This window comes from Levilactobacillus acidifarinae DSM 19394 = JCM 15949 (assembly GCF_001434835.1).
Lineage (GTDB): Bacteria > Bacillota > Bacilli > Lactobacillales > Lactobacillaceae > Levilactobacillus > Levilactobacillus acidifarinae.
Window position 1 is genome coordinate 23,225 of record NZ_AZDV01000026.1, and the last position, 12,294, is coordinate 35,518.

A 12,294-nucleotide genomic window follows, 5' to 3' on the forward strand; every position below is an offset into this window, starting at 1 on the left:
ACCCACGTCAATCCATAGCGACTGCTTTTAGAAATTTTCTCAGTCGTGATCCTTTCGTTGAGTTGGCAAGGCCGTGGTCTAATTGGTGGGCAATTTTATTATGCGGGTTCGAGTCCCGTCGGTCTTATAGAACCAGAACAAACAATACAAAAATGAAACTACGCTGGTTCGACCCGGACAATGTTCCGGGCTATTTGTTTGCTGTCAATGTATAATTAGGTGCAGGAGGTGTCATTTATGAAATTCATTATTGACGGCAAAGAGTTTGAAGATGGTGGCGTTTCGCTTGGACATGTTGCGCCTAATCTCGGGAATCCCGGAGCAATTATGGTTGGAATGGGTGACCGATTACTCACTGCTATGCGTGACAATAAAAAAATTGAAGTGAAGAATCTTAAAGGCGAAGTTCATGAATTACAATATGACCTTGGGGATGATTCGGCCACCATTAGCAATTCATCGGAAGATTATTATTAGAATTGGAGTAGGCATAGCCAAAGCTGGCGATGCCTTTTTCTTTGCGCATAGTGACTGGATGGAACTTGTAGTACTTTGTGATGAATACGTATTTTTGATAGTATTTATCATGAGGTGAGGATAATGACCACAATTCGCATTATCGTATCAGGATTGATTGGATTGCTGGTAGGACTATCAGCAGCGTATGGATTTAAAAATGTGTTAAAGAAGCGAAAACTGATTCTACGGACAACGATGGCAATAATAGTTCTGTTTGCAGTTGCGTTATTAGCTGCGAAGCTCGTGGAGGTTATTCCTGACCCTCATGGCAGTTTTGGTGATTGGTTAGGATATTGGGGAAATATTATCGGTGGCATCATTGGTGCGATTGTCGCGGCTGCGGTTTCATATTTTGTAACGACCGTAACGTTCTCCAAGTTGAATCATCAACGGGCGATTGATGAAAATAAATTTCAAGTACAAGTCAATTTACGCACCGAGCTCCTTAAATGAAGAAGTTTTATACTACATAGATAAACTCCCTGTAAAAAGCGAACTTATAAAAAACTACGCAGAGATTATTGAGGTACTACAGAAGTTTTCGCAATAATGTTGATTAATGGAGGTATGGTGATATGTCATGACAGATAAGCAGAAACAAGTTTACGAAGATTATATGCTGGGGATGTCGTACGCAGATATCGCGGATAAACATGACATATCCGTAAACACCTTCAAATCGTGGAAGCGACGTAATGGGTGGCAGCGGGGTGCACCCCAAAAGAAAAAGGTGCATCCAAAATCAAAAGGTGCACCCAAGCAGATACCAGAAGCGGTAAAAGAACTAGAGGCAAACAGTGAGCTGACTGAGAAGCAGAAACTGTTCTGCCTTTTTTATTTGCAGGATTTTAATGCCACTCAGGCCTACATGAGGGCGTATAAGTCTGGTTGGAAGACGGCCAATGTTAATGGTAGTGGCCTACTGGCGAAAACTAGTGTAAAGAAGCAATTGGCCGAGCTTAAGGAACAACAGAAGGCTGACCTATACGTGACTGCTGAAGATATTGCCCAAGGCTATGCAAAACAGGCGTTTGCCAGCTTGGGTGATGTGATTGATTATAAGGTGCACACGGAACTGGTTACGGATAGTGACGGCAACGTCTTACTTGATACGAACGACAAACCGATTAAAAAGCATGTATCCGATATTTATTTGAAACCAAGCGACCAAATTGATTGGTCTCTGGTGCAAGAGGTGCATCGTGGTAAAGATGGCCTGGTGGTTAAACTATTTGATAACCAGAGGGCTAAGGCTGAACTCATGAAGTATTTGAAGGATAACAAGGCTGACGGTGATGACGTCACCATTAACTTGATTCGGAGCGATCGGAGGAATAAGGATGGAAATCAACGTGAATCTGGACAATCTGATTAATCCTCATTTCGATGATGTTCTGTTCTCCGGTGCACTCAATAAGGTGTTAGAGGGCGGCCGGGGGTCAACTAAATCATCCGTGATTAGCATTCAGCTAGTTACGGATTTTTTAATGGATTCACACGGCAATGCCTTGGTTATGCGTAAGGTTGGCAAGAACATCGGGCTGTCTGTCTACGAGCAAATCAAGTGGGCCATTTACGAACTGCACGTTGAAAGCCAATTTAGGTTCACGACGTCCCCATACCGTATCATGCACAAGAAAACGGGGACCGCATTTTACTTTAGCGGTGTCGATGATCCACAGAAATTGAAGTCAATCATCATTGCCAACGGCTATGTTCGGTGGCTCTGGTTTGAAGAACTAGCGGAGTTCGGCAGTTGGGAAGAAATCGATACAGTTCGGCTCTCTTTTACCCGTAAGAAGCTGCCACCGGGGATGCACGTTATTACCTATTGCAGTTATAACCCGCCACGTAACCCATACGAGTGGATTAACCAATGGGCGGATTCACGGCGAGGGATGACTAATTGGTATGTGGATCACTCGACTTATAAGGACGACGTGCTGGGGTTTCTGTCGCAAGACTACTTAGATGAAATCCAAGTGGTTAAGAAGAATGACCCCGATTATTACCGATGGATGTACTTAGGCGAAGAGGTTGGATTAGGTACTAACGTATACAATGCTGACTTATTTCATCCAATTAAGGAATTGCCTGATGATGATCCGTTGGCTTGGAAAAGTTATTCAATTGACGCTGGGCATATTAATTCAGCGACGACGTGTCTTGCCGTAGGTGTAACTGCTAAGGGCAAGGTAATTGTGTTGGACACCTATTATTACTCACCAGCTAAGAAGGTTGTTAAAAAGGCGCCAAGCGACCTGGTACCGGAAATTTATGATTATGAGCAGGCCAATGATGAGAGGTTTCCTGTTCGTATCCGCCGCCGGACGATTGATTCTGCTGAAGGTGCATTGCGAAACGAATTTGTTAAGGAAAAGAGTGAGCGTTGGCACGGCGTTAAGAAGACTGACGAAGCTGACATGATTGATTATGTTTCGTCACTGCTGGCACAAGGTCGCGTGTATTACTTGGACACCGAGAACAATAAGGTCTTTATCGAACAGCACCGACAGTACCAGTGGGATGAGAAGACTGTTCACAGCGACAATCCTAAGGTGGTCAAGGAAAATGACCATACGCCTGATGCGTTTAAGTATTTTGCAATTGATAACGCTAAAGAGTTGGGATTGAAGCAAGGTAAGGCCGTTGCCAAGGCCAAGCCGAAGGTGTTCAGATAGAAAGGGGGATGACAATGGCATTTAAAATTGATGCGGCTTTGCTAAAGGATTTAGATAATCCACCAGTTGAGCTGCTTAAAGACTTGATGAATAAGCAGGATAGCCGTGTTGCACGTTTTGATAAGCTTGATAACTACTATCTTGGTAAGCACGCCATCATGGATCGAACGCTTAGTAGTAACCAGGCGCATGACAATCGTGTGATGGTCAACTACGCCAAGTATGTGACGGATATGGTCGTGGGGATGATGACCGGTCGCCCAATTACCTATGTTGCGCAAGATGGTGGGCCAGTTGATCCAATTACTCGGGCGTTCACTCGCATGGATATTGCGGCGCACGACACAGATTTAGAACATGACCTATCTTGCTACGGAGTGGCGTACGAAATGCTATACCTACACGTTGTGGATGCCACGACTACGGAGGAACGCATCGCAACGCTAGACCCACGGCGGACGTTTGTGGTGACCGATGACTCCGAGGACGAAAATTATTTATTCGGCGTTTATTGGGTACCTAAGTTCAAACTCAATGGTACGGAGGATGGTGCCTTGGTGAGTGTCTATACACCACACAGTCTGATTCAATATCGGACCGTGTCAGGCCATATTGTAGATGGTTCAAATAACGCTGAAGGGTATCCGCGATACTCTAGCCATTACTGGGGATCAGAGCCCATTACCGAAGTCTTAAATAATCGGCAACAGCAAGGTGACTACGAGCAACTAATTTCACAGATTGATGCGTACAACTCGCTACAGTCTGATCGTATTACCGATAAGGATAATTTCGTTGATGCCATCCTGCTGGCATATGGGACTGCAATCGAAGGCAATTTAGCTAAGCGTAAGATGCTCGACGACCTCCCAGCAAAGGACGAGGGAACATCAATTGAGTGGCTAACTAAGACGCTCGATGAGTCTCAACAGCAAGTACTGGCCGATTCCATTACGGCTGACATTCATGAGATGTCCAATGTCCCTAACATGAACGATGAGAACTTCGCTGGTAATGTAAGCGGCGAGGCTATGAAGTACAAGCTTTTTGCGCTACTCAATCTGATCTCATCTAAGGAACCATTGCTAAAGAAAGCCATTCGTCGGCGCTTAGAGTTGATGCAAAATATGCTGAACTTGAAGGAACAGAATGTTGATGTGACGGATATTAAGATTCAATTCACGTTGAACATTCCGATCAATATGAGTGATGTTATTACCAACATCAAGAACGCTGATGGGATCATTCCACGGCTCATCAGTTACGGCTGGTTGCCTGATGATTACGACCCGAAGAAATTGGTCGAACTCATGAAGGAACAAACGGCCGACCAGATTAAGACGCAAAAGGAAGCCATGGGCGGCGAACCACAAGCACCAGACACCGATAATGACGAACAGGAGGGATTCCGCGATGATCAAGGTAAAGGTGACAGAGACCAAGACGTTCGCAAGTCAGCGAATGGGGATGATTGAAATTACCGGACATGCTTTAGAGGCTCCCTACGGCCATGATATTGTTTGCGCGTCGGTCTCAACGTTGTGCTCATTATTAGCTAACAATTTGGTTAGTTCAATCGTGGCTGATGACGGAAACGTTTTTCGAGTAGTGGCTGGATTAAAAGACCATGGTAACCAACGAATCTATTTTGCCGTTAAGGGCACATTACAGCAGCTATCCGAGCAGTATCCTAAGAATGTTAGCTTTGAAGCGGTGGACGCCCATGGCAGACAAGGATAAGCTGACCTACTGGGAACGCCGGGCGCTGTGGCTAGAACAACAGACGTACGATAAAGGCTCCGACCACATTGATGTACTGATACGTGCTTACATGCAAGCTCAACAGTATTTAGTTGGTGAGGTCGATAAAGTGTATAAGCGATATCTCGACAAGTCTGAGCTAACACCAGATGAGGTCGCGAAGATTCTAAATACCCAGGCAACTCCCGCGCAGTTGGCTCAGTTGCACGCTTTGATTAAGTCAACTCAGGATAAACAAGTTAAGAAGCAATTGCAGACGTATCTTGATGGACTGGCGGTAAAGCACCGTATCACTCAGTTGGAACTGCTCCGAGCAAAGTCTTATGTGGTCGCTAAGCGATTGGCCGACGTTGAATTAACGGAGTCTAAACCGTATTATATCGATGCTATGCAAGACGCTTACGACCGTGCGGCGGCCGAGTCAATTATTGGCCGAACTCAACGAGATTTCGGCGTGTATCAAGGTGACACGGTCCCGACAATCGATATTGATAAACACGAGGTCATTAACTTTGTTGAGCCTAAGACGGGGGATGTTGTACAGCGTCTTGACGTGGCCCACGATAAGCCGGTCACACACTTTAAAGAATTGAGTACCGATTATGTGGATCAGATGCTTAAGACGCCTTGGTATGGCAAAAACTACTCACAGAGTATCTGGCATGATACCGACAAGCTGGCCGATTCGTTGCAACAACTCTTTGCCGCCAAGCAAATGAGTGGCATGAGCGAGCGTGACATGCGGCAAGCCATTATGAAACAGTTTGGCAGCAGTGCCAGCGATGCCCGGCGCCTCATCCGTACGGAGTCAGCCTACTTTGCTGGGCAAGCCAAGCTACGCGGTTGGCAGGAGCACGGCACCGAGAAGTATTCGCTACTCGCGGTGTTGGACTTTCGTACGTCCGAGTTTTGCCGGGAGCATGACGGCCGGGTCTACGATGTGAAGGACGCCAAGTGTGCAGGCTTCGCCGGTACCTATCCGCCATTTCATCCGTATTGCCGGACAATTGCGGTGGCCCACTTTACCAGGACTAAGCGCGGTGGTTATCGGACAGCGCGGGACCCAATCGCTAACAAGGCTATTAAGATACCGGTCGATGCCACTTATCGAGATTGGGAACAGCTGCTGATTAAGAAACATGGCCAAGATGAAATAACGGCGACGCGTGCCAAGTCCCAGAATGCTTCTCAAGACCTAAAGCAGTATCGGCGTTACCAGGATGTTTTAGGTGTGGATAACGGGCCCGAATCTTTCGATAAGTTTCAGGCGATGAAGTATAATGATGTTGAAGGGTACCACGAGTTAGTCGGAACCGTTCGAGAGGTTAGTACGGAGCGTGCGGCCTTGAATAACTTGCGGGTTTCTGGTGAGGTGCATAGTGTCCCTTATCAACAGGAAGCTAACTCGGTGTTTGACCGATACGTTGATGACCAGCTGACATCTCGTCGTTATTACGGTAAAACTGGTAAGGCACGTTTAGATATTGATTTTACGGACCATGGTAATCCAAAGGTGCACCAGGTAGTGCCCCATGCGCATTCGTGGTTACAAGTTACCAAGAAGAATGGCAAGAGTGTGCCACATCGTGAAGCACCAGGGCGGCCCTTAACACTAGCGGAAAGGATTGTGAACAAAGATGACGGAAAGACGAGTAAAGACTGATTCAGACCGATTGACTTCACTTGAGGAGTTGCGTTTCGCATTGGATGTTCACATGGAAGTCCAGATTAAAATCAATGGTGTTGAGTGGTATATCGGTTCTGACGACAAAGGTAACAGCATTATTTCAAAAGATAATGGTGACTTCGAGCACCAGTTTAAATCAAACGATGATCCAGACGAGATTCTCGACTATGTAATTGATGGCAAGAAGATTCGCGACCAATGGCGAGAGATTAAAATCGTTGCGATGTGAGGACTGATAATGTGATAGGATTTCAAATCGTTATGGGGCTGGTAGTGATTATTTCACTGCTGGCTCTTTTTGATAGAGACTTATTGGGCGACCGTCAGCGTTACCAACAATTCGCGGCAATCTGTATCGCTGGGATTGTTTCGTGGGCAGCCGTCATTCTGCTGGGGATGTACCTGGCAATTGTTTAATACTTGACCCAGGCAGGTCATAAAACTACCCAATTAAATAGGCGTGCGTGAGCTGCTACTACTGCAATCACGAACTGAGCATCGTACATGAGCCATTCGGCGTGTGTGGGGTGCTTTTTTCATGCAGTGAATCAGCGTGCGTGGGCCGAGGAGGATACACAATGCTTAATTATAGCGAGGAGTTAGACCTGCAACGTTTTGCCGAGGGCGATGGAGACGGTGAAGACGGCCAGGGGACTGGTGCGGAAAACACAAACACCAATACCCAGGGCGATGGCCAAGGTACCGACAATCCGAATAGTCAGCAAACGGATCCTAACGCGATTGTCTTTAAGAGTCAGTCCGATTTAGATAGCTGGTACGACAAGAAGACCGCGGGAACATTGGAGAAAGCCAAGGCTAAATGGGAGAAAGAAGCCCACGAGCAAAAGGACTATGACAAGATGACCCCAGCCGAGCAACAGGCATTCGACAATGACAAGCGGGCCAAGGAGCTTGACCAAAAGGAACAGGACATGAACATCAAGCTCAATCGGGCTGGGATTGTCTCGCGCCTGAGTGCCGATGGTCTTCCGACGTCCCTTGCTGATGTCTTTGCTGATGCGTCATTGAACGTCAAGAAGGTAGAAGACCTGGACCCGTTGTACCAGACGTTAAAGACCGCCTATCAAGGTGCCGTTAGAGAAGGTGTCGATAAGAAGCTGGTTGAGTCCGCTAATACGCCGGGCGCCGCGGGTGCCGCCGCAGGCAAGAAGTCAGCAGGCGAAACAATCGCTGATAAGCGCAACGATGCTCAGAAGCCCGCGGGTAGTAACCCCTGGGCAATCAATTAGGAGGTTTGCAATATGTACGTTGGTAAGAAGGTTACGTGGAATGAAACGAATTTCCTGGCCTCGGAGAAGTTTACGAGTTTCCCAACGATGGTTGACGACACCAATGCCGCTGTCATCACCGATGAACTGGGTCACAAGGTAATCCCGGCCGGGACTGTTTGGCCAAGCAATGACGCTAAGGCCAAGGGAATTCTGCTGAATGGGGCCGACGTTAACGAAGGCCCACAAATGACGTCACTGTTAGTGGGAGGCTGGTTACTGGGCCAGAACTTGCCAGTGGCACCGTCTGCTGATGCCATGAAGGCAATGACGGCTATTCACTTCAAGGACGCTGACGCGTTGGCTACTACGACCAGTACCACACAAAGTGGCACGGACGCAGGCAGCAGCGCAACTAAGTAAGGGAGGCATTATTAGATAATGCGAGGACAATTTATTAATTTACAACGTTTCGCCTCGATTGCGGAATTGTTTAGTCAACCAGATGTATTGGACTACGTGCGAAACCGGCAATACAAGCCATTTATGGGGGATGCACTTTTCCCGGCACGACGAACCCAGTCATTAAAGCTGGACCAAATCTATGCTGGTAATCGGATTCCAGTTATTGCGCACGTTTCCGCGTTTGATACGGAAGCCGAGATTGGTAGTCGGCAAGCCGATAAGCTTTCCCTCGAGCTGGCTTTGATCAAGCGGAAGATGCAATTGAAGGAAGAAGACCTGATTGCACTGCAAAGTCCCCGGAATGCGGCCGAAGCAAATTACATGCAAAGCCGGGTATTCGACGATATCGATTCACTAGTACAAGGCGTGTTGGCCCAAGTTGAAAAGATGTCAATGGACGCCCTGGCAACTGGGATTGTTGAAGTTATTGACCCTGACACCAAGCAAAAGGCGACCTTCGATTACCAGGTGCCGGCCGCACATAAGGCTGATTTAACGGGCAAGAGTGGCACGACCTGGGATAACGACAGCGCGGACCCAATCAAGGATATCACCGACTGGGCCGATGCCATGGACGTTACCGGAACGCGTGTTCTGACGTCTAAGAAGATTTACCGGCTGTTGACGCGGAATGCCAATGTTTTAAAGGCGGTCTATGGGACTTCAACGCGGGCACTGGGTCAAAGCGACTTCGATGCCTTCATGCAGGCACAAGGCTTGCCAATCATTCGGACGTACGACGATAAGTACAACGAACAGGTTGGTAACACGCTGGTTTCCCACCGTTACTTCCCAGAAGATGCCTTTGTCATCATGTCGGACGACACGCCGGGTGAAAAGGTTTTTGGCCCAACACCTGACGAAGTTACTGGTCTCAATGATCCGGCCGTTCAAAAGCAATCCATCGGTAACGTTTTTGCCAAGGTCTACAGTGCGGGCGAAGACCCAGTGGGCGTTTGGGAAAAGGCCTCTGCCGTGGCTCTGCCATCGTTCCCTGGTGCCAATGAAGTATTCCAAGCAAAGCCAATCAAGTTAGCTTAGAGGTGAGCTGAATGGTTGATGATGAAGCAATCAAGCACTTGATGGTCCGGCTGGGTGCAGATGATTCTGACAAGGAATTAATCACTACCCTGTATGAGGATGCGACGGCCGTTGTGCTGGACTTTACCCATCGTGACGTACTGACCGGCGGGATGCCGACTTACGCCAAACAGTTAGCCGTTGTGTACTTTAATCGACTGGATACCGAGGGTGAGTCAGCCCGAACGGAGGGGAACGTTGTCCGGTCGTTCGTGACCGATATTCCTGAGAGTATTCAGCGGCCGCTTCGGCGGTACCGGGTCGCGAAATGGAGTGATCTGTGATGCGATTAACGCGTAAGAGCCTGCGAACGGTTTATTTGCGCCGCAAAGTGGACGGTAAGGACGATGAAGGCAACGTTATTACTAACTGGGCCGATGCGGTGCCAGTCAAGGTGAATGCACAGCCAGCGGGGGGCCAGGTCAATGCCGCCATTTATGGCGAAGAGTTGGCTTACATGAAGCGCCTGCTGTATCAGGGCGATACGATTGTAGAAGGCCAGAACGAGAATGATGGTATTTGCCTGAACGTTCCGGCCGTGGCCAACCCTGATTACACCATTACAGCCATTCTGACATACTCGGACCATGTAAACGTGATGATTAAACGGGTGGTGAGTGACGATGGAGATTAAGGTACTTGGCACTGACAAGCTACTTCATAAGCTGGAACAGATGCCGGAGAAGCTCCACAACGCCTTGTGGGATTCGGCGTTCGATATTGTGCAAGAGGCCGATGAACTAGCAGTCAGAGAGCTGCAATCGAGCATGCAACACAGTACTGGTGAACTGAGTAGTTCCCTTAAGTACGAAGTCATGGAAGATACCGATGGCAAGGTAGTCGGCCGTCTATGGTCCGACAATCCCGTCGCTACTTATCGTGAACTTGGTACCGGGCTAGTTGGTGAGGCGTCGCCCAAGAACTTACCTGATGGGATTAATCCGGTGTACACGCAACACCCGTGGTTCATTCCAGCCGACCTGGTCGACACGGACTTGAATGCGGTGTACGGCCTGCCGGAAATTACCATCAATCACCGTAAGTTCTACCGGACGAACGGGCAACCGGCCCGGCAATTCATGGCACCAGCAATCAAGACCGCGGGTGAAGATGGACCAGATGTTATCAAGGAACACGTACAGAAGGAGTTGGGCGAACTTGGCAAGTAACATCTACAACATGAACAAGCAGACTGCGGAGATTTTGCAATCGGTGAGCGCGTTGAAGGAGGTCCACCCCGAGTACCCCGACAAAATCACCGTGTTTCCGATGGCTATCTACAGCACCCAGCGGGAACCCTACGTTCGGGATGCCAACATGACCGAGACGGATACCAAGTGGAAAATCGCAATCGATGTGTTTAAGAAGCAAGGCAGCATTACCGCCATTGCTGATGAGATTACCGACAAGTTCGGAGCAATTGGCTTTGCTACCAGCGTGCAGCAGGCTAATCAAGCCGGATTTTCGCGGTCAATCATCACGGCGAGTGGTGTTGTTGATAATGAATTAAGACGCGTCTATCAAGCGACGCGATAGGAGGAAAAATATGCGTTTAGAATTAGATTCTGACCGGTTGAACCTGCAACGGTTCGCCGACACACCAACGGCTACTGTTGACTCTGCTAAAGGACTGGCCGCTACCGGGACTAAGCTGGAATACGCTGAACCAGGCACGACGGACTACAAGGAAGTTGCCGACATCAAGACGGTACCTGCTTTAGGTGGGGCGCCACAAGATATCGACGTGACCACGTTATCAGATACCCGGGTCAAGCAAATTGCCGGGATTGATGCCGCAAGTTCCCTGGCATTCTCCGTGCAATACAAGGGGCCATCCTGGAACGTTATTCATGGCAAGTCTGGGGACCGGAAGCAATACAATTGGCGGGTCACCTACGCTGATGGCATGCAAGTAACCTTTACCGGGTCCTTCTCCATTCAAATGGGTGAAGCGGCTGTCAACGGTGGGATTACCTACACCATTACCGTGGTTGTTTCCGACGGGCCCGACTTCGGGGATTCACCCGCGGCTGGTGCGGCGAGTAGTGGCACCAACTAAGGTTGAGGTTACCGGCGTAACGCTGGACCCAACAACGGTATCCGTTGAAGCTGGCAAGACCGTTAAGGTGACCGCCACGGTGACACCCGCTGATGCGACCGACAAGACGGTGACGTACAGCGTCGATGATGACACGATTGCCACAGTCACGGCTGACGGGACTATTACTGGTGTGAAGGATGGTATTGCCACGGTCACCGCTACGGCGGGTGGTAAGACAGCAACAACTGCGGTAACCGTAACGGCCGCCGCTTAGCAGAATAGAACTTTAGTCGCCTATGAAATGCACAGTTCTGGCATTGGCTGGGGCGGCTTTTTAATTTGGAGGAAAATATTTATGGCAAAAGTAGCAAGCATGGGAACCCCGTTTCAATTTGGTAGCTTAAACCTGAGTTTGAAGCTGGATGGCAAGGCATTGGTGAATATTGAAAAGCGGTTAGGGAAGTCTGCGATGTCTCTATTCATGAATGCGGACGGTGGAATGAAACTCCCCCCAGTTAACGAAATCATGATCGTCCTTAAGGGGGCCAATCAAAAGCATGGCGTCAAGGATAGTGAAATGGTCAAGGCTTTCCAAGAATACTTGGATGACGGCAACTCACCAATGGATCTGTTCCTGGCATTAAGCGACCTCTTCAATGATGCAGGTTTTTTCAACAGCAAGGGTACTTCCAAGGCCAAGAAGGTGGAAGCGGAAGAGATTACCCTGGACGCGGAACCGATGGACCAGGACGAGAACAGCCTGTAGAGACCTACAATACCGTCACAGAGATGTTGACGGCCATGTATCCGCTAGCGGTCCGGGCCGGAGTG

The 12,294-nt window shown here is 48.6% G+C and carries 19 protein-coding genes; all 19 read left to right on the plus strand.

The window, feature by feature from the left end:
* Positions 1–237 precede the first annotated feature (237 nt).
* Positions 238–477: a hypothetical protein gene (locus tag FD25_RS07785; RefSeq protein ID WP_057803070.1), complete on the plus strand. Its 240-nt coding sequence runs from the start codon at positions 238–240 to the stop codon at positions 475–477.
* A 123-nt stretch (positions 478–600) separates the two neighbouring features.
* Entirely contained in the window at positions 601–972 is a 372-nt protein-coding gene (locus FD25_RS07790; protein ID WP_057803071.1) for a hypothetical protein, read from the plus strand.
* A 127-nt stretch (positions 973–1,099) separates the two neighbouring features.
* Positions 1,100–1,894, plus strand: a complete 795-nt coding sequence (locus FD25_RS07795) for a terminase small subunit (RefSeq protein ID WP_057803072.1) — start codon at positions 1,100–1,102, stop codon at positions 1,892–1,894.
* Entirely contained in the window at positions 1,860–3,200 is a 1,341-nt protein-coding gene (locus FD25_RS07800) for a PBSX family phage terminase large subunit (RefSeq protein ID WP_057803073.1), read from the plus strand. The genes FD25_RS07795 and FD25_RS07800 overlap by 35 nt, the downstream gene beginning before the upstream one ends.
* Before the next feature lie 14 nt (positions 3,201–3,214).
* Positions 3,215–4,675 (plus strand): phage portal protein, encoded by a 1,461-nt coding sequence (locus FD25_RS07805; RefSeq protein WP_057803074.1) that lies wholly within the window; start codon positions 3,215–3,217, stop codon positions 4,673–4,675.
* Positions 4,668–4,940, plus strand: a complete 273-nt coding sequence (locus FD25_RS07810; protein WP_235807922.1) for a ribosomal-processing cysteine protease Prp — start codon at positions 4,668–4,670, stop codon at positions 4,938–4,940. Before FD25_RS07805 ends, FD25_RS07810 begins: the two co-directional genes overlap by 8 nt.
* A complete protein-coding gene (locus tag FD25_RS07815; protein WP_057803076.1) occupies positions 4,924–6,624 on the plus strand; it encodes a minor capsid protein in 1,701 nt (566 codons plus the stop codon). Before FD25_RS07810 ends, FD25_RS07815 begins: the two co-directional genes overlap by 17 nt.
* Positions 6,625–6,634: 10 nt before the next feature.
* Positions 6,635–6,877, plus strand: a complete 243-nt coding sequence (locus FD25_RS07820; RefSeq protein WP_225428577.1) for a hypothetical protein — start codon at positions 6,635–6,637, stop codon at positions 6,875–6,877.
* An 11-nt stretch (positions 6,878–6,888) separates the two neighbouring features.
* Positions 6,889–7,065 carry a hypothetical protein gene (locus FD25_RS14100; protein WP_162256267.1) on the plus strand — a complete coding sequence of 59 codons (177 nt, stop codon included), beginning with the start codon at positions 6,889–6,891 and terminating at the stop codon, positions 7,063–7,065.
* Between the two features lie 161 nt (positions 7,066–7,226).
* The gene (locus FD25_RS07825) at positions 7,227–7,898 is read left to right on the plus strand and encodes a capsid assembly scaffolding protein Gp46 family protein (protein WP_057803077.1); all 672 of its coding nucleotides are present in this window, start codon (positions 7,227–7,229) and stop codon (positions 7,896–7,898) included.
* Positions 7,899–7,910: 12 nt separating this feature from the next.
* The gene (locus FD25_RS07830; protein WP_057803078.1) at positions 7,911–8,300 is read left to right on the plus strand and encodes a hypothetical protein; all 390 of its coding nucleotides are present in this window, start codon (positions 7,911–7,913) and stop codon (positions 8,298–8,300) included.
* 18 nt (positions 8,301–8,318) lie between these two features.
* A complete protein-coding gene (locus FD25_RS07835; protein ID WP_057803079.1) occupies positions 8,319–9,383 on the plus strand; it encodes a major capsid protein in 1,065 nt (354 codons plus the stop codon).
* A gap of 11 nt (positions 9,384–9,394) precedes the next feature.
* A complete protein-coding gene (locus FD25_RS07840) occupies positions 9,395–9,706 on the plus strand; it encodes a phage head-tail connector protein (protein WP_057803080.1) in 312 nt (103 codons plus the stop codon).
* On the plus strand, positions 9,706–10,056 hold the full coding sequence (locus tag FD25_RS07845; protein ID WP_057803081.1) for a hypothetical protein: 351 nt from the start codon (positions 9,706–9,708) through the stop codon (positions 10,054–10,056). The genes FD25_RS07840 and FD25_RS07845 overlap by 1 nt, the downstream gene beginning before the upstream one ends.
* Positions 10,046–10,591, plus strand: a complete 546-nt coding sequence (locus tag FD25_RS07850) for a hypothetical protein (protein WP_057803082.1) — start codon at positions 10,046–10,048, stop codon at positions 10,589–10,591. The genes FD25_RS07845 and FD25_RS07850 overlap by 11 nt, the downstream gene beginning before the upstream one ends.
* Entirely contained in the window at positions 10,581–10,958 is a 378-nt protein-coding gene (locus tag FD25_RS07855) for a hypothetical protein (protein ID WP_057803083.1), read from the plus strand. Before FD25_RS07850 ends, FD25_RS07855 begins: the two co-directional genes overlap by 11 nt.
* 10 nt (positions 10,959–10,968) lie before the next feature.
* Positions 10,969–11,481, plus strand: a complete 513-nt coding sequence (locus tag FD25_RS07860) for a phage tail tube protein (RefSeq protein ID WP_057803084.1) — start codon at positions 10,969–10,971, stop codon at positions 11,479–11,481.
* The gene (locus tag FD25_RS07865; protein WP_162256268.1) at positions 11,468–11,737 is read left to right on the plus strand and encodes an Ig-like domain-containing protein; all 270 of its coding nucleotides are present in this window, start codon (positions 11,468–11,470) and stop codon (positions 11,735–11,737) included. Before FD25_RS07860 ends, FD25_RS07865 begins: the two co-directional genes overlap by 14 nt.
* A gap of 81 nt (positions 11,738–11,818) precedes the next feature.
* Positions 11,819–12,229: a DUF6096 family protein gene (locus FD25_RS07870; RefSeq protein ID WP_057803085.1), complete on the plus strand. Its 411-nt coding sequence runs from the start codon at positions 11,819–11,821 to the stop codon at positions 12,227–12,229.
* The last annotated feature ends 65 nt before the right edge of the window (positions 12,230–12,294 follow it).

Bases quoted from the DNA above. Each gene is read 5' to 3' on its own strand.
- FD25_RS07815 (WP_057803076.1), top strand. From the start codon at position 4,924: ATGGCAGACAAGGATAAGCTGACCTACTGGGAACGCCGGGCGCTGTGG.
- FD25_RS07810 (WP_235807922.1), top strand. From the start codon at position 4,668: ATGATTGAAATTACCGGACATGCTTTAGAGGCTCCCTACGGCCATGAT.
- FD25_RS07840 (WP_057803080.1), top strand. From the start codon at position 9,395: ATGGTTGATGATGAAGCAATCAAGCACTTGATGGTCCGGCTGGGTGCA.
- FD25_RS07785 (WP_057803070.1), top strand. From the start codon at position 238: ATGAAATTCATTATTGACGGCAAAGAGTTTGAAGATGGTGGCGTTTCG.
- FD25_RS07825 (WP_057803077.1), top strand. From the start codon at position 7,227: ATGCTTAATTATAGCGAGGAGTTAGACCTGCAACGTTTTGCCGAGGGC.
- FD25_RS07850 (WP_057803082.1), top strand. From the start codon at position 10,046: ATGGAGATTAAGGTACTTGGCACTGACAAGCTACTTCATAAGCTGGAA.
- FD25_RS07870 (WP_057803085.1), top strand. From the start codon at position 11,819: ATGGCAAAAGTAGCAAGCATGGGAACCCCGTTTCAATTTGGTAGCTTA.
- FD25_RS07830 (WP_057803078.1), top strand. From the start codon at position 7,911: ATGTACGTTGGTAAGAAGGTTACGTGGAATGAAACGAATTTCCTGGCC.
- FD25_RS07835 (WP_057803079.1), top strand. From the start codon at position 8,319: ATGCGAGGACAATTTATTAATTTACAACGTTTCGCCTCGATTGCGGAA.
- FD25_RS07795 (WP_057803072.1), top strand. From the start codon at position 1,100: ATGACAGATAAGCAGAAACAAGTTTACGAAGATTATATGCTGGGGATG.
- FD25_RS07805 (WP_057803074.1), top strand. From the start codon at position 3,215: ATGGCATTTAAAATTGATGCGGCTTTGCTAAAGGATTTAGATAATCCA.
- FD25_RS07790 (WP_057803071.1), top strand. From the start codon at position 601: ATGACCACAATTCGCATTATCGTATCAGGATTGATTGGATTGCTGGTA.
- FD25_RS07860 (WP_057803084.1), top strand. From the start codon at position 10,969: ATGCGTTTAGAATTAGATTCTGACCGGTTGAACCTGCAACGGTTCGCC.
- FD25_RS07800 (WP_057803073.1), top strand. From the start codon at position 1,860: ATGGAAATCAACGTGAATCTGGACAATCTGATTAATCCTCATTTCGAT.
- FD25_RS07845 (WP_057803081.1), top strand. From the start codon at position 9,706: ATGCGATTAACGCGTAAGAGCCTGCGAACGGTTTATTTGCGCCGCAAA.